Source organism: Panacibacter microcysteis, from assembly GCF_015831355.1.
Taxonomy (GTDB): Bacteria; Bacteroidota; Bacteroidia; order Chitinophagales; family Chitinophagaceae; genus Panacibacter; species Panacibacter microcysteis.
Window position 1 is genome coordinate 17,818 of sequence record NZ_JADWYR010000001.1, and the last position, 23,312, is coordinate 41,129.

Here is a 23,312-nt window from a genome sequence, read left to right on the forward strand (position 1 = left end):
GGTTTCACTATCATTCATCATTGTCTGCACTTCAACTAGTCAGGCAATGCAAATGCGATATATGTATCGTTTGATGTCGTTTTCATCTTTCCTCCGCCACATGCAATAACAATATATTGTTTACCATCCACTTCATATGTTGCAGGCGTGGCAAAGGCTGCTGCAGGCAATAGGTATTCCCACAATAATTGACCTGTTCGTTTGTTGAATGCACGCAGGTGCCCATCTCTTGTTGCCGCAATAAGTAACAGGCCGCCTTTTGTAATGACAGAACCGCCATAATTTTCAGAGCCCGTATGCAAACCTTTAGCAGCGAAGTATGGATAATCGCCCAGCGTATCGCGCCAAACATACTCACCGGTGTTTAAATCAATTGCTGACAATGTTCCGTAAGGCGGCGAGATTGCAGGTAACCCATCCTTCGATAGAAACAAATTATAACCGGTAACAGCATAAGGCATTTTTAAGTAAGGGTCAACAGGCTTTCCAGTATCAACAAATTTCTTTTGCTGCGCCGTTTGATTTTCTAAAACATAAGATGCGATAGCCTGCTTTTCTGCTTCATTCAACTGTGTAAAAGCCGGCATCATCCTTCTGCCTGTTGAAATAAGTTGTATGAATTGCTGCTCACTGTATTTTTTCCTTATATCAATCAACGATGGATAATTACCGCCACCTTGCCTTTCAGGCCCATGGCAGCTCATGCAATTTGTTTTATACAAACGATTTCCTGCGGTAAGGAAAGTTTCATCGTTTGTTACGCTGTCTTTTAATTTAACCATCTGCAACACATTCACCATTTCGTTTGCATTTATATATAAAATTCCCGTAGTTGGATCGTAAGAAGGCCCTCCCCATTCTGCACCACCATCCAAACCAGGTACCACAATTGTTCCTTGTTCTGAGAGCGGTTCAAACATATTGCCTTTCCTATAACCCTGCCAGCGTTTTTTCACCTCAGCATAAGAACTGTCAGGCAACAATATATTTAAGTCATTTTCTGTAATAAGTTGTCTAACGAAAGGTTTTATTCCTGTTGAATAAGGTTGCGTGGGTGACAGGTATTCCCCTGCCAGCTCACTTTCATGCGGCACCGGTTTTTCTTCTACCGGGTAAACAGGCGTGCCGGTTTCCCTTTCGAATACATATATAAAACCTGTTTTTGTGGTAAGGGCAACTGCATCTGTTTTCTTCCCATCTTTATTAATTGTAACCAATGCCGGCGGCGACGATAAATCATGATCCCATAAGTCATGATGTATAGTTTGAAAATGCCAGATGCGTTTGCCTGTAGCCGCATCTAAAGCCAGCAATGTATTAGCGAATAAATTATCACCCCGGCGTTTACCGCCATAAAAATCAAACGAGGCTGAGCCTGTTGGAGCAAATACAATTCCACGTTCCTTATCCAGCGTTAAACCGCTCCATGCATTAGCCCCGCCAATGTGTTTATAGGCTGCTGTGTCTTCCCAGCTATCATAGCCTAATTCGCCGGGATGTGGTATGGTATGAAATATCCATTTTTGTTTGCCCGTTTTCGCATCAAAGGCACGTATATGTCCCGGTGCGGCTGCAGCGCCCTCATTTACACGACTTCCCATTATCAATAACCCTTTATATATAACCCCGGGTGCAGTAGCTGTTATAAATAAATCTTTTACATCGCGGTCCAGGCCATCATGCAAATCAATTTTTCCTTTGTCACCAAACGATGCAACAGGTTTGCCATTTGCTGCATCAATACAATACAAATAAGCACCTGCTGTATAAAATATTCTTTTATCGTTACCATCATTCCAATACGTAATACCACGGCAATTATTTAAAATGAAGAACATTCTTTTATCACCAGCCAATGAATCAAATGGATTGAATTGCCATTTTTGTTTTCCCGTTGCAGCATCAATGGCAAAGAGTTTCATTAATGGCGAAGTGCCATACAATACACCGTCGATTGTTATAGGATTACATTGTATCTGTGAATGATTTGCCGTATCTACATCGCCTGTGTGATATATCCATGCAACCTTTAACTGTGTTACATTGTTTGTATCAATTTGCGATAGCGAAGAATAGTGGTTGTTATTCGAATTGCCGCCATACATCTCCCATGAATCATTATTATCTCCTGGTGTACACGCGGCAAACATTACACAAAAAATGGCAGCAGCTAACAATTTGAACATATGTTTAATTTATAAAGCCAAAGCGATGTGTAAATATAAACAGCATTCCATCAAAACAGTACTGCGCTATACTGCATCGCTTTTGTGTATATATTTTCATTAGTATGCTATGCATTTATTTACTTGTACAGCATGATAAATTTCGCTACAGGCATAACTGCAACAGGTTCCATCTGCCAGGTTTCTTACGCATTCATCTCTGAAGATTTTCAGTATTTAAGATTATAGAAATGCATCCATATAGTAATGAAGAGAAAATAAGTGTTCAACAAAAAAACAATCGTTTTTATACCGTATGCATGTGCCGTTACTGATTGAAAAAATGAGAAAGAATATTTATTACCGGCAACAATTTTTTATGGCATCGGTTGTTGTGTCACTCACTTGTACGTTCCGTTTTTTATGGCGACTGTAGCGTTGCGGTAAACAAACTGCACATAAATCATATGCAGCTTTGATCAAAAGCATTGTGAAGAATGGTGGTGCTTGCTGCTATTTTCATGGTTCAGGGCCTGATCAGCCTACCCTTATCACACGCTGCGTCTAATTACCGGCACTGTCCGGGTTTCAGTGAGTTATGCAACACCAACCACATAACAGTAGCATACAGCTTTACGCAGGTTGATGAATATTTTTTATACATAATACCTGTCCATATACATTTGCGCGATAGACGAAACCAACGCATGATGTGGTTTAAAAGCGTAAAAGACTTCCGCTGCCCATTCTCTCACTTTTACAATAGTTTCATCAACCGAGACAACTTTAACTATATCCGAAGTTGTGATTTTTCCTCGTTGTTGTTGTGGCGGCGGAGTCAACCACTCTGATCTGTCTTTTTTATACTTATTAATGATATTGCTCAATTGCGGAGTTTTGGAATAGTCCCAGCTAATGTTGCAATTAAAAATGAGAAACAATCTGGTCAAATGAATATGATTATTCCAGGGGCCGTGTAATTCGCAGTGCTGTAAAGCCATAGCATCAACACTTAAGAATCGGGTTTCATAATGTTCCGGATTGTTAAAATTCAGCACCTCTGACAAACGATGAGCATTTCCATGGCATTCAAAAACACCGCCTTCAACATGGGCGCCGCAAAACTGACACGAACCCGCCTTTAATAATTCAATGCCATGCCTTTCTGCGTAAAATATGAAGTCTTGCATATTAATTTTATTGCGCCGGGTTTAGGCGGCTGTAAATGGGTTTTTAGTGGCTGATAAAAGATGAACCAAGTCAACCATTTTGCTTACCGGATCTTCGTCCAAACTTACTTGCCTTATTTTAGTTGCTGTATCGTCCATTAAAATTACTTATAACATTTAAAGGCTTTGCGATGTGGTAGCATTCCGTGTTCTGTCAGTTTAAACTCATTACTAAAGTTTAATAGTGTTACAATCGTTCAATACTTATTCAACAACCGCCATATTGCAAAGCTGCTTATTCAGGGATAGAAATTACCGCTTTTTTTAAGTCCAAATAAAGCAACCTATTACAGATTCTTTCATCTAACTTTTCTTTGTCGTTGCTAAACGAAACTTTCTCTTTATTAAAATGCCAGGTTCCTGTGTAAACAATCGCCTGAGGTTGAATTGTGAATTTGTATTGTTCTAGCTCTTCTTCTTTGACTTCTCCGGATTTGAGTTTTGGCTCTACCCAACACTGGCGCAGGTCTCTGACCTGTGCCTTACACGTTACTTGTCTTTAATTTTATCCGGCAATAATAAGCTAATGCATAAACAATTGCATGGACATTTGGTTGATGTGCCGGAAGATGAATAACCCGCAGCCCACAGCTCCCCAAACAACCGAACGTACAAGTGAGTGACACAACCGGCGATGCCACCTGTTCTGTTGCCGGCCACCTCATTTAAACCCTTATTTTTGAATCGTGTTACCTGTGTGTCTTTTTTACACATCAGCACAGCTATTCTACCACTTTTAAAAAGTTATTTGTACAACGTTAGATTGTATAACTTAGGGCTGCGAACCAGCTTAATTTTTATTTTATCAAACCACAAATCAATCTGCAAGTATGAACCGCCTGTCTAATACCCGTAAAGCCTTTCTGCTTACTTCCTTGTTATTGCTCCGTACAATGATTGGCCTGGCACAGGATGGCACCATTTACCCGCTGGAAACACCAGCCGAAACAAACGCGATACCGTTAGGAACGGGTAGTGTGGCTGATCAGCCCGCTCCTGAATCCTGGTTTCGCCAGTGGGGAGACCCGATGGCAAGGAACATAAGCAAAGCAACGCTTACGCCTTTCCTTCCAAAGGCTGGTACGGCAAATGGCACAGCGGTTATTGTTGCCCCCGGCGGTGGTTTTCGCTGGCTCTCTATGGGCAACGAGGGCTGGGAAGTGGCACAGGCACTGGCCGATAAAGGCATTGCTGCTTTTGTGCTTAAATACAGGCTGCACCCAACACCTGCATCGCTTGATGAATTTACTGCGTGGATGAACCGCCCCCGCACATCAACGGCTGCGCCGGACAGCACAAAAACGGCAACACCTGCACCACGGCCGCAGTTGGATCTTTCTAACCAACTGGCAGATGCCGAAGCTGCTTATGCAATGATCGTTAGCCGTGCCAAAGAGTGGGGCGTAGATACTGCCCGGATAGGTATGATCGGCTTTTCTGCGGGTGCCGGTCTTACAATGCATGCTACCCTGCATTCTCAAAAAATGAAACTTGCTTTTATAGGCCCTATTTATGGCGGCATGAATGAAGTAGTGGTTCCTAAAAATGCACCCCCAATGTTTAGTGCCATTGCGAGTGATGACTTTCTTTTTGGCGGACAGTTTGGGGTGATAAGCTCATGGTACAAAGCCGGTATTCCTGTTGAATTTCACCTGTACCAGAATGGCGGCCATGGCTTTGGGCTTGGAAACCCTGACAGAACAAGCAACCGCTGGTTTGATGCGTTTATATACTGGCTGCAGGTAAATAAGCTTTTGCAACCTGCTGCGGGCAAATAAATGGTGTTTACATTATTGCGGCGGCGCATACCCGCCTTTATGCAGGAAAATAAAGTAAATAAAACCAGACCGTACCCGCAGCCCAAAGCTGCCACAAAGAACCGAACGTACAAGTGAGTGACACAACAGGCGATGCCATGAAAAGCCATAGCTGGTATCATAACAATGATGTCAGCATTTGATGAGATTTTGGTTATTTAAAATTTCTTGCACCAGGAAAAAGCTCTTCCTGGAATGCCTGCCGCACCTGTGTTTTTTTGTTTGCTGCAGGGAACGGGAAACCGTCTTTTTCATCTCTCGGAGACAGTGTATGAGCAGAAATTTTATCGATATCTTTTTTGGTGAGCCTGCGTAAGAGTTTTGACCAGTTTTCGCAGTGCCTTACAATGATGTGTACGACCTTACCTTGTTTTTGTACCCTGCCACGCACCATCAGCAACTTTGACTGCAGAATTTCTTTCCTGTACAGCTGTTCGAATAGCTGGCGAAACACCACAAGGTTTGCGGTACCTTCTTCATCTTCTATAGTGATAAAACAAACACCGCCTGCGGTGCCGGGTCTTTGTCTTACAAGTACGAGCCCGGCGATGGCTATCAGATCTCCATCCTGGCATTGGGCAAGGTCTTTTGAAGAGATCACCTGTTCTTTTTTTAAAGCGTTTCTCAAAAAGCTTACGGGGTGGGCTTTTAGCGACAGCCGTAAAACACTGTAATCGTACACCACATGTTCCGCCAATGAGATTTCAGGCAATAACACCGGTGCTTCTGTTTTTGTTTCTGAGGTTTGGCCTTTGAATAACCCAAGGGGGTTGTCATACAAAGCGGTGATCTCCCACAAGGCTTGCCGCCTGTCTAAACCGATTGACCTGAAAGCATCGGCATCTGCAAGGTGCTCCAACGCCATAAAAGAAACACCTGCATCGTACAACTGGTTGATGGTAGTAAAAGTTTTTACCCTTGCATGAACAAGCTGTTGCATATCTGTTGCTTTGACACCTTTTATCTGCCTGAAGCCGAGACGTACCGCATGGTATTGGTTGACTTTTTCTTCTATCGTATTATCCCAGTAAGAGTGATTGATATCTACATGCCTGAACTCTACACCATGGTTCATGGCATCTCTTACAATTTGTGCAGGTGCATAAAAACCCATTGGCTGGCTGTTTAATAAGCCTAATGCAAAAACATCGGGATAATGACATTTTAGCCACGCAGAAACATACACCAGGTTAGCAAATGCAGCCGCATGACTTTCGGGAAAACCATAGCTGCCAAAACCTTCCAGTTGTTTGAAAATACGTTCTGCATATTCTTTTGTATAACCATTCTTCATCATGCCATTCATCAGCTTTTCCTGGAATTGTCTTACCATTCCTTTCACCTTGAATGTGGCCATGCTTTTCCTGAGCTCATCGGCCTCTGTGGGAGTAAAACCACCGGCAACGATAGCGATTTTCATTGCCTGCTCCTGGAAGAGTGGTACACCCAGCGTTTTATGCAAAATCGCTTCCAATTCTTTAGAAGGATATTCTACCGGTTCTTCTTTATTGCGCCTTCTTAAATACGGATGCACCATATCTCCCTGTATAGGACCAGGCCTTACTATTGCCACCTCGATAACGAGGTCGTAAAAACAATTTGGCTTTAACCTGGGCAGCATGGATTGCTGGGCACGGCTTTCAATCTGGAAAACACCGATGGTATCTGCATTGCTGATCATTTCATACACAGCAGGATCATCCTGTGGTATATTGGCCAGTGTAAGCTGCAGGTGGTAATGCCTGGCTGCTTCATCGAAACATTTACGTATACAGGTGAGCATACCCAATGCCAGCACATCTACCTTCATAAAACCGAGTACGTCGATATCGTCTTTGTTCCATTCAATATTGGTGCGGTCTTTCATCCTGGCGTTTAAAAGCGGGCACAAAAAATGAAGTTTATCCTGCGTGATGACAAAGCCGCCTGTATGCTGACCAAGCTGGCGCGGAAAACCAACATACTGCTGTGTAAGCTGCAATACTTTTTGCAGGTGAGCCTCTTTGATGTTTATACCCTGTTCGCTAATCTTTTTCTCATCAAACCATTCGTCTGTAAACTCCCACACGGATTTAGCCAGCCGGTCTACAACATCAACAGATAACCCCATTGCTTTACCCACATCCCTGATGGCGCCTTTCTGGTGCTGTTGTGTTACGGTTGCGATAATTGCAGCCCTGTCTCTGCCATATTTATGGTAAATATACTGCATGACTTCTTCGCGTCTTTCATGCTCAAAGTCTACATCAATATCAGGTGGTTCATCTCTTGCATCAGAAAGAAATCTTTCGAACAGCAGGTCATGTTTTGTAGGATCTACAGGTGTAATACCCAGACTATAGCACACAGTAGAATTGGCCGCGGAGCCACGCCCCTGGCACAGTATGTTTGCGCGGCGTGCAAAACGTACAAAATCATCCACGGTTAAAAAATACGGAGCAATCTCTTTTGCCTCAATAAATGCAAGTTCATGTTTAATGGTGGTTATAATCTTTGCGGGTATTTTATGGTTGAAGATTTCCTCTGCGCCTAGCCATGTATATTTTGTAAGGGTTTCCAGCGGCGTTTTTCCCGGCTCAATAACCTCCTGCGGGTAATTGTATTTCAAACTATCAAGACTAAACATACAGGATTCTGATAATTCCTGTGTTGCACGGATCGCACCCGGATATTGCATAAACAACCGGTTCATTTCACTGATCGTTTTCAGGTGGCGCTCTGCATTTTCATGTAACCTGTAGCCTGCATTATAAATGGTGCATTTCTCACGGATGCATGTAAGGATATCCTGCAAATGTCTTCTTTGTGTGTGATGATAATGAACATCATTGGTTGCAATAAGCGGCCTGTTTATATATGCAGCCAGTTGCTGCAGCCTGTACATTTTTTTAAAATCATTGCTTTGATAAGAACGATGCATGCCAACATAAAAATCATTCCCAAAAGCATCATAATATTCCTTCACACCAGTTTCATAAGCAGGGTCAATAGTAAAATCTGCATCCAGCGAAGCAGGCGGAATGGCTATAAACTTCAAACCTTTGGCATGCTGGTAAACATCATTTTTATACAGGATACATTTTCCTTTTGTTGTTCTCATATTGCCTTTGGTAAGTAATGAACACAAATTTGCATAGGCTTCTTTATCGGTTGGGTAAGCCAGCAGGCTTATACCATTTTGAAGGTCTAAGCGGCAACCTGTAATTAACCTTACACCAAATTTTTTTGCGGCAGCATATGCCCTTACAATGCCTGCCAGTGAGTTATGGTCTGTAATGCCAATGGCCTTATAGCCATAAGTTGCAGCCTGCATCACCAATTCAGCAGGATGAGACCCGCCGCGCAGAAAACTGAAATTTGTTGTTACCTGTAACTCTGTATAATCCATACCAGCAAATATTTTCAGGCGAAATACCCGTGTATAAACCACAAAGGCTTTTCCTCATCACTGTAATGACCAAGCCTGTATATCCAATAACGTTTTCCTTCCATGTCTTCTACTATGTAATAATCCCTGTGAAGCCCTCCTTCTATCCACCATTCAGGTTCTATGCGTTCACATGCATCTGCCCTGGCTACTATATATAGTTTGTTATTGTACCTGAAATTCATGGGTGGATAATCAGGTATTGGTGCAGTAACCTGTATAGGTATTGGCTGCTGCAAAAGCTGAATGGGCCGTAATTTTTGCAACGGCCAGCTGATTGCAGGCTTTTCATAAACAGATGTTGCTACAGTAACAGAACGCTCGGGCCAGTGATGTGCTGCCGGCAGGTAACGGCAAACAATATTGTTTCCAAATTTGTTTTGCAGGTTATCCAATAACTCAGCCACTTCCCTGCTTTCTGCATTGCCGTTGGCTGTCCAGAATGTCTGTTGAACGGAACGCACTTTTTCTACCTGTATAGCTTCTGCCAGGAACAGTTCTATACCTAATGCCGGTTCTATAGCAGCTATCCTGTTTTCGAGTAATTTGAAGATATGTGTGGGGTTAGCAGAAGCATGGTTGGTTTTAACGCTGATGGATATTGTTTTGTTATCTACACGGCAAGCAGTGAATTTTATTTCCCTTAACCCTTTCCCTTCCTGCACCAATCGTTTACATAGTTTTTCAAGTAATTGCTCCAGGGCAATTTCAATACCTGTCCTGGTTTGAATAAGCTCCAGGCAGGGCAGCCTTTCGCTGTATTCAACAATTGCATTAACAGGCTGCATAAATTCTTCTTTTGTACCCAGTGCCTGGCTTAGCCTGAGCAACAAACCTGCACCAAAGCGCCTGCGCAATACAGAAGGCTGCATAAACATAAACGATTTGATATCTGACAACCCCAGCTTTTGTAATTTCCCGTTCGTTTCTTTTTGTATTCTCAATGCAGCCGGTGGTAATTGCATGATTGCCTCTGCCTGCTCACCGGTTTTTATGATGGCTTTTATTTTACCATATCGCGCAATGGCCCATGCTGCACCTATTGTATCTGCCATAGCTGCCCGTACACGGTAACCAAAGCCTTTCAGCTTGCGTATAATATCCCCCAGGTAGTTTTCTTCGCCGCCCCACAGGTGTGTACAGCCGGTTGCATCCAGCACAATACCACCCGGTATGTCAACTGCAGCTACAGGTGTATAACGTGTACACCATAGTGCAATGCTGTTCAACAGTTTTTCATGCAGCCCCGGAACATCATCTATTACCTGCAAAGAAGGATATAAAATCTTTGCATCTGAAACTACCATGCCTGCAACAATACCTTTAGCGGCTGCTGCAAAAGAAGCTTCTGTTATCATCATTCTTCCATGATCTGGTGCTGCCAGCACAAATACTGCAGTTCTTAGCGCAGCCTGCTTTCTTTGAAACCAGTCTGTTTTTAAATGCCTGAACCAGATTACCACAAAGCGACTTTGCATACTACCCTATTTGTTTTAGTCCTTCGTATAACACGATTACTTTTTCATCTTGCTGTATAACATTGAAATTACCTGCTGACCATTCCATGATCCAACTACCGGGTGTACCGCTTCTTATTTTTTGCAATTCAACTTTCCACCTTGGAAAACCAACGCCCGGCATACCAGCCGACATACTTGGCAAAGAGGTTATATGCCACCTTGAAACGCAGGCAATCGTATTGGTAGTGCGCAACCCGTGCCGGATAATAAACCCTGTTACGCGGCTTTGCTCTGCCGCAAGCTGAAAACGGCGTGATTCCTTGAATGACAAATTTTTTATTTCAGCCAAAACCGCTATCAGCTTATTACATTTCAAGGCTTCTTCGGTTGCGTACAATACATCTCTTTCATTTTTAACGTCTATAAAAATGATTTGCTCCGGGTTTACATTGAATGATACAAGCGCTGCCGCAAAAAGCGTTCGTGAAGTACTTATCCATAAACAAATGCCCCCCTGCTTTAATAGCTTGCCCAATATAGCCGCTACAAAACCATTGGTAGATGCCCCATCCTGTGGTGTGTGCGTAATAAACTCATGCATGCAGCCCACGGGGAAAACACCATTTGGAAATGCCGATTCCATTGCGCTGCAATCAATCCTTACATTATTATCGCCGGGTAATTTTCTTAAACCCTGCAAGGGAAGAATTTGCTTTTCAAGCTGGGATAATATATCTGATCGGCTGGTCAATTTTAGCTAAATTAATTAGCAAAATAATGCTAAAAAAACTATCACGCCTATTTCCTGCAGCAAAAAATCTGCAGCAAACGGATATTTAAAAATTTTAAACGTGTAAATGATTTGTTCTTAGTACATAACTGCCGGTAATGTATATGCTCTTTTAAGTGCGACACAAAACAGCAGGACCAGCCCAGTTAAAACTTTACCAGACCGTACCCACAGCCCAAAGCTGCCACAAAGAACCGAACGTACAAGTGAGTGACACAACCGGCGATGCTACATGTACTATCGCCGGTTTACAAAAAACTTTAACCCAACAGGTAGCAGATATGAAAATTATGGTTGCGTTTCACCAACATACTCCAGTATATCACCGGGCTGGCAGTCTAACGCTTTACAGATTGCGTCGAGTGTACTAAAGCGTATTGCTTTTGCTTTACCGGTTTTTAAAATCGATAGGTTTGACAAAGTAAGATCTACCCTTTCAGAAAGTTCATTCAGCGAAATCTTGCGTTTCGCCATCATTACATCTAAGTTTACAATAATAGGCATGGCTTACACAGTTAATTCGTTTTCAGTTTGCAACTCCACTCCTTTTGAAAAAATAGTGGCAATAATATAAATTACCGCAGCCATTAGTATAAAGGCCTGGCTGTCTGCCCAAAACTGGTCGAGGTCTTCAACATTATAACCATGATGCGTTAAAGTTTTGGCAACCTGTCGTGCTATGTAACTTATAAGTCCGATAAAAAAAGTATAGTAACTGATCTTCCTGATGTGGTCTGCAACAAATTCACTAAAGGGTTTGGCGAGGTCAAACCTGCTTACCAATACCGTAACAATGTAAAACATGTAAGCCTTGTAAAAGGCAATGACCAGTATAAAACTGTATATACCAAAAAAAGCCCACCGGCTTTGGGTGTACATGGCACTCAAATCGAGTTTCTGGTATAGATGCTGCACCATTCCGGGGTTATAAATACTAAATATAAAATTGACAATAAGGCCGCCGGCCTCAATGGACAATCCAACAAAAATGATCCATGCAACAACCTGCAGAACCCTGAAAATGAAACTATTTTTACGTGACATAAACATTTGTTTTGATGCCCAAAAATAATAAATATTTATTGATAAACAATAAATATAAGTTTTTAATCAAAAAATAATAAACAATACCGGCAGCGGTATTTCATGGCATCGTCCCTTGCGTCGCAAGCACTTTACCTGTATATCATTGGGCGGCTGCAGGCTGCGGTTATTACCTGCGCAGATGATCACTTAGTGGTAGCATAGTTGTTACCAGTGTTACAAGGCAACAGGCACAACAGTATAACCAAGTAACCTTAATTGTTGTATCAACCCCTGTTGGTACATGAGGTGTTTAAAACCTGCTGCTACAAAACAATTGGCATATGCGAAAGCGTTATCGAGTATTTGTATCCATTGCCTGTTCCTGTTTACAAGCAAAGCAAAGTCGGCAGATTTTCCGGTGAGTGTTGTATTGAGCCTGTAATCGATATTGAAATTCTTATAGGTCTTTATATAACTGCAACCAGCAGTATCATTATTGAGCATACTTTGCATGTAATTAATGCTGCCCGTAATAAGCGCTGCATTTTTTGCACTGTCTTCCTGTGCTGCCAGTTGATTAATGAATGTATGCTGGTTACTATCCAGTGAATACACCTCTTTGTTTTCATGTAAAGCCAGTTTTTCAATGTACGTATCCATCAGCCCTGGAATGCTGTCATTATTATTACAGAAATTAACAAAGTATAGCCTGGCTGTACTCAACGCCAGTACCAATGGGCTCATGCTGTAATAAGTACTGTCTTCCGCTTTTCTTACAAATGATGTAAATACCTGCTGTTGCGCGGTTGTAAGTGTAATATTCCATTTGGCTGCCGACCATACACCCGTTTGTACAAAAGCTTCATTTGTGCTGCGCTGCTCCACGAATATTTTGTCTGACGCATTAAGCTTTTCAACCGCTTTTGTAAGCGTGGTAAAAAAAGACGGGCTTACTTCATGAAAAGTTCCAAAAAGATAAGATACATGAGGGTTGTTGGTTTTTGTTACTTTCCATAATAATGTAGCAGGTTTATCTTGTGCGTAACTAAAAACAGCCACACAAAGCAACGAACAGGAAAGTAACAACTTCTTCATGGCAGCAATATACAACCGGGAAATATAAAGTGTTTATAAACCTGACTGCATGCGCTATAACCACTTACCCAAAAAGCGGTTGAATTCATCTTTGTACTGGTTGCCTACAGCAATACTGGTGGCGCCGATTTGAACAGCGCTTTTTGTCATAGCAGTAATTTTATCCAGCGCCACAATGTAAGAGCGGTGTATACGCATAAACCTGCGTGGCGATAATTTTTCCTCCAGTGCTTTCAGGCTGGTAAGTGACATTATGGGTTTTGCATCATTTTTCAGGTGCACTTTTATATAGTCTTTCAGGCCTTCTATGTATAAAATCTCATCGAGTGCAATACGTACAAACTGGTATTCCACTTTTAAAAATAAATAACGACTGTCGAAGTAAGCTGTTTCTTCAACATCAGCAGCTGCCGGTTTATTAACGAGCTCAAAGTAAGCCTGCGCTTTGGTGGCAGATCGTAAAAACTCTTCATAGTTGAACGGCTTCAGGAGGTAATCGAGCGCGTCTACCTTATACCCCTCCAGGCTAAACTGTTTATAAGCGGTAGTAAAAATAATACGGGGTGTTTCAGGGCCATTGGCTATTACTCTCGCCAGTTCCATTCCGTTAAGATCAGGCATCTGGATATCGAGGTAAACGAGATCGGTCTTGCCGGCATGTATTGCCTTTAATGCGTCGATGGCATTGGCATACCTGCCAGCCAGTTGCAGAAACGGCGTGCGTTCTATAAAACTGCACACAAGGCCGAGCGCAAGCGGCTCATCATCTACGGCAATACAATTGAGTTTCATCATAAATTAAGTACCAGGTGAACAACATAATCGTTTCCACCGCCAGGCTGGTTTATATGCAGGGTATATTTTCCCGGGTAAAGCAAATCCAGCCGGCGGCGGGTATTGGTAAGGCCAATAGCACTGTTTGTATCTAAGCTAGCACTATTATGTTTGATAACGGAGTTTTTTACTGTAACATCAAGCCTGTTTGCCTGTTGTTGCAACGCGAAGCTGATATTGCTTGGTTCTGTTGCGCTAACACCATGCTTGAAAGCATTCTCAATAAACGGCAAAAAGATCATAGGTGCTATGGCTACATCATTGAAGCTGGCGGGTACATCTACCGATATGGTAACTGCATCGGTAACGCGTAACTGCATAAGGCTGATATAGTCGTTTACAAAAGCAATTTCCTGGCTAAGCATGGTGTGGCCCTGTGCAGTATCGTAAAGAATATAGCGCATCATTCTTGAAAGCTGGTGAACGGCGCGGCCTGCCACCGCTGCATCTGTTGCCGTGAGTGCATAAATATTGTTGAGGGTATTGAAAAAGAAATGGGGGTTGATCTGTGCCTTTAGAAAAGATAGCTCTGTGGTAACCTTTTCCTTTTCCATTGCTTCCCGCTCCTGCCGGTCTTTCTGCCATTTTTGTATGGTAGTAATGGCGGTACTGATGCCAACGATCAAACCACTCATAATAATGGTAAATACATTCCTGAAACCGAGCAGTGCTTCCGGGCCGGCATCAGGTATATTTATAAGTTCATAGAAAGAAACCCGGGAAAGATGCCAGCTATCAATGATGTGTTCTGCAAGCCCGCTGAAATAAGTAATGCTTAAAACAACCACGCAGGCCACTATAACATATAAAGAGACACGGTTTTTTAACAGCAATTGTGGCACCAGCACGTAAGCGTTGAGGTAAAAAGCTGCAATAAGCATTACAAGAATAACGGTAGAGCCGGAAAGCAGCGGCTGCCGTGAAAAAAAAGTAAGTGCAAACACCACCCACATTAATATGTGCAACAATATGCCGACAAATTTTTTGTATTGATTTTTTACCTGCATTGATCTTAACAGCTACCGGCTTTTTGCAACTTTCAACGAAAGCTGCAGCAATACAATATTAGGAAACAGCCGGTACAGCCGCAAATGGAACCCCCGGAAACACTTTTCTAACCGACGAAAGGCGGGTACTACTCTTTGAGAACTTGCGCAGGATAGCTACAGGCTGTCCATGGTTTAAAACCCCGGTTTTGAATAGACATTATTGCTGCCCGTCTATTGCTTTTGTGTGCATTAAAATAATTTGATTGATTTGTTATGTAATCAATGCAGTTGCTTTAACCAGCCTGGCAAAACAAGGCGCAAATAACAATTGATTGGAAACTTACAAGAACAGCGCAAACAATTTTACAAAAGTACTGCTGGTTGTTTATGCAGGTATATTATGCTGGATACTGCTCTTTAAACTGGGGGTACATTTTTCATACATGAATGAAAGAAGCGTAAACCTGGTTCCTTTTTACGATATCGTAAACAATAACGGCGAAGGCGGTATGGCCGAAATGTTACTGAATGTCTTGATCTTTCTACCGCCTGGTATTTACATAGGTTTACTGTATACACAGTGGACTTACGGGAAAAAAGTTTTGCTGTTGTTCTTAACCAGCCTGGCTTTTGAATGTATTCAATTCGTATGTAAAACCGGCGCATTTGACGTTACAGACATTGTTACAAATACAACCGGTGCAGCTATTGGCCTGTATATTTTTAAAGCGATTGAGAAACTATTTAACAACAGTATGCGTGCACAACAATGCATCAATATTCTTGCTGCAGCCGGAACGATAGTACTGCTGATATTACTTACATTACTAAAAATGGGTATGCTGCCGGTGAGGTATCAATAGCACAAGACCGAACCGGCGCTGCTGCCACGAAGTGTTGCCGTACAAGTGAGTGACACAACAGGCGATGCCACAGCGTACAAAAGCCGGGCAAACATGATTTATAACCTGTAATAAAAAGATGATGTTTAAAAACTATTTTAAAGTTGCGGTAAGAAGCCTGCTGCGTAAGAAAATCTATACGGTTATTAATATTGCCGGTCTTGCAGTTGGCATTGCTGTTTGCATGATGATCTTTCTTGTAATACAATTTCAAACCAGCTTTGAAGATTTTCATACCAATAAAGACCGTGTTTACAGGTTGCTTACGGAATCTTATGCTGCAGATGCAGGCAATACAACTTACGCAAAGAATGTTCCTTTTCCATTACCGGGCTACCTGCGGGCAGCCTTGCCACAACTGCAGGAAGTAGTGCCGGTATATGCCAGCAGCAATGATGAAATACAGGTAGCAGAAGCAGGTGCTGCTTCTCCAAAAAATTTTAAAGAACAAAGAGGCGTATTTTATACATCGCCATCTTTCTTTAAACTGTTCAGCTTTCCCTTGCTTGCGGGCAGCTATGCATCTTTGAACGACCCCAACAATGTTTTATTAACCAAAGAAATTGCTACAACATATTTTGGTAACTGGCAGGAGGCAATGGGTAAGACCATTAAGATAAAAGGTTATTATAGTATGGGTGCAGCTTTGTTCCAGTTCCCGGCAACATCTTTGAAAGTATCGGGCATACTTGCTACAATACCGGCCAATACAGACTTTCAGCTAAAACTGGTGATTGCATACGGCACAGACTTTACCGGAGATGCACAGTTTGGCTTTCAGCAGCCGGGCTGGAATGGTACTGCACCTGATTTTGGTTGCTATGTATTACTGCCGGAAAACACTGCTGCAGAAAGCTTTAATCAGCAACTACGCAACCATGCACAGCAGGCCAGGCCTGCAGATAGTAAAGACAATTATATACTGCAACCGGTAAGCGACATACATTACGATGCAGTTGCCGGTAACTACAGCAACAAAATCATTAGCAGGGAACTCGTCAATGTACTATGGCTGATAGCTGCATTTATACTATTGATAGCCTGTGTAAATTTTATTAACCTTTCTACCGCACAGGCTGTTAACCGTGCAAAAGAAGTGGGTGTAAGAAAAGTATTGGGCAGTAACAAGCTACAGTTGCAGGTACAGTTTATTGTTGAAACATTGCTGATCGTATCAGTTGCTGTACTACTGGCTTTTGTTATTACGCTGATTGCGTTGCCTTACATTAATGATATACTGGAGCTTTCCCTGCCCTTTAGCATGCTCTTCAGCAAAGCGGTGTTACTGTTTATTGTAACAGTGGCTGCAGTAGTTACAGTGCTCGCAGGCTTTTACCCGTCGGTGGTTTTATCCCGTTTCAACCCGGTGAATGCACTCCGGAGCAAACTTGCAGCGAATACTATAAAAGGTATTTCGCTCAGGCGGGCCCTTGTAGTGTTTCAATTTGTAATTGCACAGGCCTTGATCGTTGGCACACTGGTGATTGTACAACAGATGAATTACTTTATGGATCAGCCATTGGGTTTTGATAAAAACACGATCGTAAATATAGCGTTCAGGCCAGACAGTACCGGTGGCAAACTAACCAGTTACCTGAAACAGCAATTGTTATCAAACGGTATACAGTCTGTAAGTTTCAACTCCAATTCGCCCATGGAAGAAAACAATATGTTTACTGGTTTTCGTTACAACAACGCAACAAAAGATGCAGGCTTTGAAGCCATATCAAAATTTGTCGATGATGATTATGTAGCCACCTTTCACCTGCAGCTGGTGGCCGGCAAAAACCTGCAACCCTCCGGCTGGACAAAAGAGTTTCTCGTAAATGAATCTTTCGTAAAAGCACTCGGCCTTACAAAACCGGAAGACATTATTGGCAAAGAAATAAGCATGATGAATGGCCTGATCAAATGCCCTGTTGTTGGCGTGGTAAAAGACTTTCACAACAGGTCTCTGCGGCGGGATCTTGCACCATTGATTATGGCCACCAACAGTACCATGTACCGCCAGGCATCTGTAAAACTTTCTACAGCAGGTATGGCTGCCGGCATGCAATACATTAAAAAGTTATGGGAGCAAACATTGCCAGACAACGTATATGAATACTCATTCCTGGATGAAAAAATTGCGAGCTTCTATAAACAGGAAACACAGCTTGCCGTGCTGTATAAAATATTTGCGGGCATTGCCATCTTCCTTAGCTGTCTTGGCCTGTACGGGCTTGCATCTTTCATGGCGGTACAAAGAATAAAAGAAGTAGGTATACGCAAAGTACTCGGTGCAGGCACGGGCAGTATCGTTTATTTGTTTTCAAAAGAATTCATCATACTGATAGCTGTAGCATTTGTAATTGCCACACCTGTTGCCTGGTATTATATGCACCAGTGGCTGGAAGATTATACTTATCGCATCAGCATTAGCTGGTGGTTATTTGCCGCTGGTGGCCTGGCTGCTGTATTCATAGCATTGGCAACCATCAGCTTCCAGGCTGTTAAAGCGGCTGTTGCCAATCCTGTAAAGAGTTTAAGAACAGAATAAGTATCGTATACATCTTGTCTCATAAGGCGGGTTAATATTATCTGCCTTAACGGGTTGCCTTTTTTGGGCAACCCTTCCCGTATACTGAACGAATACTGTTGTGGTTTGTTGAAGGATTTCAACACCGGGAAATGTACCTGATGTATTTTTCAATATACTTGTATGGATGATTGCAAGAAGGCTTTGAACACCTGCAAAAGCCAAATTAAAAAATGAACGGCGCCAAATACTACACCGAAATGATTGAAGTGTATTGATACTTGCATTTATGGTAAGTTGCCTGGTTGGCAAATATGATCAACTGGCCGCCATGCTTATGGCACTATATGTTTTACTCATGATTTTTATGGTACATATGCCACGTGCTGCAACATCAGAAAACGACATGCTCAATATTTTCAGGAACATTATGGTAATGGCTGCTTTGCTGGTGTATGCAAAGTATGCGGCAAAAGACAAGCGTATTACGGGTTAATACCGCGATGCAATACAGCCATGCAGTATCATTGCTGAAAAGTGCACAGGTGTACAAGTGAGTGACACAACAAAAGCCTCATGCTTTTACTGCAGCCTGCTACATATTTCTTCTTCCTGTACTAATGCAGGTTTAATAAAACAGTATAAAATTATTTGATACCGGCAGTAGTGCTTCGTGGCATCGCCTGTTGCGTCGCAAGCACTTTATCTGCATATTATATGGCGGCTGTAGTCTGCGGTTACAGTTTGCGCAGCAAGGCAATATTTTGTAACCGGGGGGGGTAATGGAGGTTATATTTGAATGAGCGTATGCGGTCATTATAGCTGTTAAGAGCGTAAAATTTTTTCCATTTTTTTTCCTTTGGCAAGTTCATCTACCAGTTTATCAAGATACCTTACCTGTCTTGTTAAAGCGTTTTCTATTGCTTCAATCCTGTAGCTGCATATTACGCCTGTAATCAACGTGGCATTGGGGTTGAGCGTTGCTTTTTGAAAGAATGTTTCAAAGCTTGCTTTTTCGCTGATCAGTTGCTGCAACATTTTTTCGTTGAAGCCGGTAAGCCATTGTATCACTTCATGTAATTCACTTACTGTTCTTCCTTTCATTTCCACTTTGGCAACATAGTGCGGGTAAACAGAAGCAAAGGTCATATTGGCTATTCGCGTATCGTGTTCAGGCGTGGTTTTCATAACTGTTTATTCAAACAATGAATTGTTTTGTAAAAATACCGGATTCGTGGTTTACCGGTTACACACAATTTTACGCAACCATCAGTATGGTGAAAAAAATGCGGCAAGCCGTTCCGGCTTGCCGCATGTATATAAAGAATATGTTGATCATGATACTTAAAAAATAAACAGGCCTGGAATACTACCGTGCATTTTTATCGGGCAAGGCTGCACCGGTATCAATCCATTCTTTAAAAGTGTCGTAGAACTCAGTATAGCTCATCGGTGGTGTTGTTCGTCCGTCTCCCGGCTCCCAGCCCCACTTTACAAGATCTGTTTTCATGTGCTCTATCAGGTCCTGTAAAGATTTACCACCATTTTGTTTTGGATCTTTCATTTGCTTCGCCAGTTCATAAGGTGTTTTGCCTTCAAAAACCATTTTCATATCAGCAGGTGGCAGGTGCCATTCTTCTGCGCCTGGCGGCATGTTTAAACCTGGTGTATTTTCTACCTGGTGGCAATTTGTACACTTAAGTGCGTACAGCCCTTTACCATCTTTACCACGTTTTATGCCCTGCGGGTGCAGGTGGTTGTCGTCTCCGTTTAAAGGAACATCACCTGCAGGATGACAGTTCATACAACGCGGAGACATAAATACTTTATACACTTTCATAAATGCCTCCTGCGAAGCTTTAATATCGGCTTCACTCATGGAAGCTGCATTGTTTACACCAGTATGCTGCTCTTCTTTTTTGAATGCTGTTGTGGCAAGTGCTATACCGGCTACCAACAGTGTTGAGCAAATTGTAATGCGGCGGATCTTGATACGATATGCTGGAAAGTTCATGTCTGATTTTTTGTTTACTTAGTAAGAATATGCAGAGCTTCATTTATGCTTTTACCAGGTCTGATGGCTGCACCGGCAATCTCCTGACGCGCTTGCCGGTGGCGGCAAACACAGCATTGGCCAGGGCTGGCGCAAGCGGTGGCACGCCTGGCTCACCTGCTCCACCCATCTTTTCATTACTGTCGGCAATATGTACTTCAATTACCGGAGATTCATGCATACGCACCATTTTATAATCGTGGAAATTTCTTTGTTTTACACGGCCTTTTTCCAGTGAAATTTCCCCGTACAATGCAGCAGTAAGCCCAAAGACGATGCCACTTTCCATTTGTGCTTTTACACCTTCGGGGTTTACAGCGATGCCGCAGTCAATTGCACAGGTAACCTTATGCACTTTCAGTTGCCCGTTGTTGACTGATATTTCCACTGCCTGTGCCACATAACTTCCAAAAGATTCATGCACGGCCACCCCGCGATACCTGCCCTGAGGCAAAGGTTTTTGCCAGCCGGATTTTTCAGCCACCAGCTCGAGTACAGCAAGATGTCTTTTACTCTTTAGCAGGCTTTTTCTGTATGCTACCGGGTCTTTACCGGCAGTATGGGCAAGTTCATCAATCATTGTTTCCATTACAAAGGCGGTGTGCGTGTGGCCAACAGAGCGCCACCACAAAACCGTTACAGGAAGTTCGGGTGTATGTAATGTTATGCTGTGGTTGGGTATGGATTCCATGTAGGGAGAATCATTTACACCTTCTACCGAAGTGGGGTCAATACCTTTTTGAATACCCATTGCAAAGGGAGTGGCAGCCATGATAGACTGACCTACGATGGTATGCTGCCATGCTGCCGGCATGCCATTGCTGTCGAGCCCTGCATGTACCTGGTGTAAGAAAGCCGGGCGATAGTAACCGCCACGTATATCATCTTCGCGTGTCCATACCAGCTTAACAGGCTTGCCGCTTTGTTTGGCAACATGCACTGCTTCTATTACAAAGTCTGATGTACCGTTTGCCCTGCGGCCAAAGCCGCCACCAAGGAATGTTGTATATACTTTTACCTGTTCAGGTTTTAAGCCAAGTATGCCTGCAGCACGCTGCTGGTCCCACATGGGTGCCTGTGTGCCTGCCCATATCTCGCAGCCATCGCCTTCGAGCTTCACTGCGCAGTTGAGCGGCTCCATTGGTGCATGGGCAAGGTATGGCAGCTTATAGGTTGCTTGTACACTGGTGCCTGCACTTTGCAGTGCGGTTGTGGTGTTACCGGCTTCAGCAGCAATGCTGCCTTTTGTTGCGGCGAGTTTGCTATACGATTCAAACTGGACTTCGCTGTTTAGCGCTTCGCCTTTACCCATGTTCCATTCTATGGTAAGTGCATCCCGCCCCTTTTTTGCAGCCCAAAAATGTTCGGCTATTACCGCCACACCGGAAGGAACCTGGACCACGTCTGTTACGCCTTTTACTGCTTTTGCGGCTGTGGCATCGAAAGATTTTACCGTGGCCCCGAATACCGGTGCATGCGCAACTACCGCTGTAAGCATACCGGGGAAATGTACATCCATACCGAATATAGCCTGACCGCTGATCTTTGCTTTTGTATCTAAACGCTTTTTTGCTTTGCCGATAATTGTCCAGTCTTTCCTGTCTTTGAGTTTTACACCCATTGGCGGAGCAAGTGTGGCCGCATCTGCAGCCAGTTCTCCGTAACTCAGTTTTTTACCTGCGGCAAGAACATATCCGTTTTCCGTTTTACATGCCTGCGGTGAAACGCCCAGTTTTTTTGCTGCCGCTTCTATTAACATGGCACGTGCAGTGGCACCTGCATTGCGGTAACGGTCAAACTCTGACCATGTGCTGGTGGAGCCGCCGGTAAGTTGTACACCGTAAACAGTATGCAGATATGGCTTACCCGGTGGTGAGTGCTCTACCACAATGTTGCTCCAGTTGCAGTCAAGTTCCTCTGCAATAAGCATAGGCAGGGTGGTCCATATACCCTGCCCCATTTCTACATGCGAGAGCACCACTTTAATGGTATTATCTGATGAAATGTTGAGGTATGCGTTTGGCGTAAACACTGCATCTGCAGGTTCTTTACCTGCCAGGAAACGTTTGGCCTGTGCAGGCACAAAAAAAGCAACCAGTAACCCTCCACCTGTTATACCACCTGTTTTCAAAAAAGCACGCCTGTCATATGCGGTGGTACTCATTTTACACCTCCCTGCTGTTGCATTTCCGCAGCGCGGTGGATGGCTTTTCTTATACGGGGGTAAGTGCCGCAACGGCATATATTACCACTCATCGCATCATCAATATCCTGGTCGGTTGGTTTTTTATTTTCACGGAGTAAGACAGCCGCGGCCATTATCTGGCCGCTCTGGCAATAACCACACTGCGGCACATCTTCTTCCATCCAGGCAAGTTGCAAAGGATGTGTAACATCTTCTGACAAACCTTCTATGGTAACGATGGTTTGGTTTTCGGCACGGCTTACAGGCGTTACACATGAGCGCACTGCTTCCCCATTGAGGTGTACCGTGCATGCACCACATTGTGCCATGCCGCAACCATATTTTGTACCGGTAAGTTGAAGTACATCTCGTAGTACCCAAAGCAAAGGCATTGACGGCTCTACATCTACTGTGTAAGACTTGCTGTTAATGTTTAGTTTCATTGTTTGATATGATTAGCAACACACTGAAGGTTGTGATGAGATATTAAGTTACTATAATATTCAATACCAAGGTAGGGTTTAGCGGGAATAACTGGTTATAATAATCAAACCAAAAGCTAAGTATTTCAAATATTTTGCAGCATCTGGTATAAAAATGCGGTGAACCAGGTAATAAAATAAACAGTTTTCCGCTTCGGTCTTCGCGTTTGCTGCATAGAGATCGTGCAGTTGAAGTGAGTGACACAACCGCAGCTACATACCTGCACTGCAGTTGGTAACATCAATAAAAAACATGACATGCTAACCTGGCATATTAAGTAAGGGCAATTAAATCGGGCTATGAAAGGCATATGGTAAATTGTTTGATTTTCTTAACTTC

At 43.0% G+C, this 23,312-nt stretch carries 18 protein-coding genes; 4 read left to right on the forward strand and 14 right to left on the reverse strand.

What is annotated here, in order from left to right:
* Positions 1–35: 35 nt before the first annotated feature.
* Complete coding sequence (locus I5907_RS00085) at positions 36–2,186, reverse strand: outer membrane protein assembly factor BamB family protein (protein ID WP_196988715.1); 2,151 nt, start codon at positions 2,184–2,186, stop codon at positions 36–38.
* 635 nt (positions 2,187–2,821) lie between these two features.
* Positions 2,822–3,355 carry a DUF5946 family protein gene (locus tag I5907_RS00090; protein WP_196988716.1) on the reverse strand — a complete coding sequence of 178 codons (534 nt, stop codon included), beginning with the start codon at positions 3,353–3,355 and terminating at the stop codon, positions 2,822–2,824.
* Between the two features lie 869 nt (positions 3,356–4,224).
* Here I5907_RS00090 and I5907_RS00095 point away from each other — a divergent pair.
* Positions 4,225–5,172, forward strand: a complete 948-nt coding sequence (locus tag I5907_RS00095; protein ID WP_196988717.1) for an alpha/beta hydrolase — start codon at positions 4,225–4,227, stop codon at positions 5,170–5,172.
* A 193-nt stretch (positions 5,173–5,365) separates the two neighbouring features.
* On the opposite strand, the gene I5907_RS00100 is transcribed toward I5907_RS00095, so the two are convergent.
* The 8 genes from I5907_RS00100 to I5907_RS00135 form a co-directional block, all read right to left on the reverse strand.
* The gene (locus I5907_RS00100) at positions 5,366–8,599 is read right to left on the reverse strand and encodes an error-prone DNA polymerase (RefSeq protein ID WP_196988718.1); all 3,234 of its coding nucleotides are present in this window, start codon (positions 8,597–8,599) and stop codon (positions 5,366–5,368) included.
* Positions 8,600–8,613: 14 nt separating this feature from the next.
* The gene (locus I5907_RS00105; RefSeq protein ID WP_196988719.1) at positions 8,614–10,116 is read right to left on the reverse strand and encodes a Y-family DNA polymerase; all 1,503 of its coding nucleotides are present in this window, start codon (positions 10,114–10,116) and stop codon (positions 8,614–8,616) included.
* 1 nt (position 10,117) lies between these two features.
* Complete coding sequence (locus I5907_RS00110) at positions 10,118–10,849, reverse strand: ImuA family protein (protein WP_196988720.1); 732 nt, start codon at positions 10,847–10,849, stop codon at positions 10,118–10,120.
* A 327-nt stretch (positions 10,850–11,176) separates the two neighbouring features.
* The gene (locus I5907_RS00115) at positions 11,177–11,392 is read right to left on the reverse strand and encodes a helix-turn-helix domain-containing protein (RefSeq protein ID WP_196988721.1); all 216 of its coding nucleotides are present in this window, start codon (positions 11,390–11,392) and stop codon (positions 11,177–11,179) included.
* Between the two features lie 3 nt (positions 11,393–11,395).
* Positions 11,396–11,932 (reverse strand): DUF2975 domain-containing protein, encoded by a 537-nt coding sequence (locus I5907_RS00120; RefSeq protein WP_196988722.1) that lies wholly within the window; start codon positions 11,930–11,932, stop codon positions 11,396–11,398.
* Positions 11,933–12,148: 216 nt separating this feature from the next.
* Positions 12,149–13,009, reverse strand: coding sequence for a TraB/GumN family protein (locus I5907_RS00125; protein WP_196988723.1), 861 nt, complete (start codon positions 13,007–13,009; stop codon positions 12,149–12,151).
* A 54-nt stretch (positions 13,010–13,063) separates the two neighbouring features.
* Positions 13,064–13,804: a LytR/AlgR family response regulator transcription factor gene (locus I5907_RS00130; RefSeq protein ID WP_196988724.1), complete on the reverse strand. Its 741-nt coding sequence runs from the start codon at positions 13,802–13,804 to the stop codon at positions 13,064–13,066.
* Positions 13,801–14,811, reverse strand: a complete 1,011-nt coding sequence (locus I5907_RS00135; RefSeq protein WP_196988725.1) for a sensor histidine kinase — start codon at positions 14,809–14,811, stop codon at positions 13,801–13,803. Before I5907_RS00135 ends, I5907_RS00130 begins: the two co-directional genes overlap by 4 nt.
* Positions 14,812–15,164: 353 nt before the next feature.
* On the opposite strand from I5907_RS00135, the gene I5907_RS00140 reads away from it, so the two are divergent.
* The 3 genes from I5907_RS00140 (at position 15,165) to I5907_RS00150 (ending at position 18,748) form a co-directional block, all read left to right on the forward strand.
* Positions 15,165–15,695, forward strand: a complete 531-nt coding sequence (locus I5907_RS00140) for a VanZ family protein (protein ID WP_196988726.1) — start codon at positions 15,165–15,167, stop codon at positions 15,693–15,695.
* A 118-nt stretch (positions 15,696–15,813) separates the two neighbouring features.
* Positions 15,814–18,273, forward strand: coding sequence for an ABC transporter permease (locus I5907_RS00145; RefSeq protein WP_231401917.1), 2,460 nt, complete (start codon positions 15,814–15,816; stop codon positions 18,271–18,273).
* Positions 18,274–18,526: 253 nt separating this feature from the next.
* Positions 18,527–18,748 (forward strand): hypothetical protein, encoded by a 222-nt coding sequence (locus tag I5907_RS00150; protein WP_196988727.1) that lies wholly within the window; start codon positions 18,527–18,529, stop codon positions 18,746–18,748.
* A 329-nt stretch (positions 18,749–19,077) separates the two neighbouring features.
* Here I5907_RS00150 and I5907_RS00155 read toward each other — a convergent pair whose 3' ends face one another.
* The 4 genes from I5907_RS00155 to I5907_RS00170 all read right to left on the reverse strand — a co-directional run bounded on the left by I5907_RS00155 (position 19,078) and on the right by I5907_RS00170 (position 22,933).
* Entirely contained in the window at positions 19,078–19,440 is a 363-nt protein-coding gene (locus I5907_RS00155; protein ID WP_196988728.1) for a DUF2200 domain-containing protein, read from the reverse strand.
* Between the two features lie 181 nt (positions 19,441–19,621).
* Entirely contained in the window at positions 19,622–20,266 is a 645-nt protein-coding gene (locus tag I5907_RS00160; protein WP_196988729.1) for a hypothetical protein, read from the reverse strand.
* Positions 20,267–20,309: 43 nt separating this feature from the next.
* Positions 20,310–22,469 (reverse strand): xanthine dehydrogenase family protein molybdopterin-binding subunit, encoded by a 2,160-nt coding sequence (locus I5907_RS00165; RefSeq protein ID WP_196988730.1) that lies wholly within the window; start codon positions 22,467–22,469, stop codon positions 20,310–20,312.
* The gene (locus tag I5907_RS00170; RefSeq protein ID WP_196988731.1) at positions 22,466–22,933 is read right to left on the reverse strand and encodes a (2Fe-2S)-binding protein; all 468 of its coding nucleotides are present in this window, start codon (positions 22,931–22,933) and stop codon (positions 22,466–22,468) included. Before I5907_RS00170 ends, I5907_RS00165 begins: the two co-directional genes overlap by 4 nt.
* Between the last annotated feature and the right edge of the window lie 379 nt (positions 22,934–23,312).

What these genes read in the sequence shown, in the direction of transcription:
- I5907_RS00095 (WP_196988717.1), top strand. Translation starts at nt 4,225, where the DNA reads ATGAACCGCCTGTCTAATACCCGTAAAGCCTTTCTGCTTACTTCCTTG.
- I5907_RS00085 (WP_196988715.1), bottom strand. Translation starts at nt 2,186, where the DNA reads ATGTTCAAATTGTTAGCTGCTGCCATTTTTTGTGTAATGTTTGCCGCG.
- I5907_RS00155 (WP_196988728.1), bottom strand. Translation starts at nt 19,440, where the DNA reads ATGAAAACCACGCCTGAACACGATACGCGAATAGCCAATATGACCTTT.
- I5907_RS00165 (WP_196988730.1), bottom strand. Translation starts at nt 22,469, where the DNA reads ATGAGTACCACCGCATATGACAGGCGTGCTTTTTTGAAAACAGGTGGT.
- I5907_RS00160 (WP_196988729.1), bottom strand. Translation starts at nt 20,266, where the DNA reads ATGAACTTTCCAGCATATCGTATCAAGATCCGCCGCATTACAATTTGC.
- I5907_RS00145 (WP_231401917.1), top strand. Translation starts at nt 15,814, where the DNA reads ATGATGTTTAAAAACTATTTTAAAGTTGCGGTAAGAAGCCTGCTGCGT.
- I5907_RS00120 (WP_196988722.1), bottom strand. Translation starts at nt 11,932, where the DNA reads ATGTCACGTAAAAATAGTTTCATTTTCAGGGTTCTGCAGGTTGTTGCA.
- I5907_RS00130 (WP_196988724.1), bottom strand. Translation starts at nt 13,804, where the DNA reads ATGATGAAACTCAATTGTATTGCCGTAGATGATGAGCCGCTTGCGCTC.
- I5907_RS00115 (WP_196988721.1), bottom strand. Translation starts at nt 11,392, where the DNA reads ATGCCTATTATTGTAAACTTAGATGTAATGATGGCGAAACGCAAGATT.
- I5907_RS00100 (WP_196988718.1), bottom strand. Translation starts at nt 8,599, where the DNA reads ATGGATTATACAGAGTTACAGGTAACAACAAATTTCAGTTTTCTGCGC.
- I5907_RS00170 (WP_196988731.1), bottom strand. Translation starts at nt 22,933, where the DNA reads ATGAAACTAAACATTAACAGCAAGTCTTACACAGTAGATGTAGAGCCG.
- I5907_RS00105 (WP_196988719.1), bottom strand. Translation starts at nt 10,116, where the DNA reads ATGCAAAGTCGCTTTGTGGTAATCTGGTTCAGGCATTTAAAAACAGAC.
- I5907_RS00090 (WP_196988716.1), bottom strand. Translation starts at nt 3,355, where the DNA reads ATGCAAGACTTCATATTTTACGCAGAAAGGCATGGCATTGAATTATTA.
- I5907_RS00125 (WP_196988723.1), bottom strand. Translation starts at nt 13,009, where the DNA reads ATGAAGAAGTTGTTACTTTCCTGTTCGTTGCTTTGTGTGGCTGTTTTT.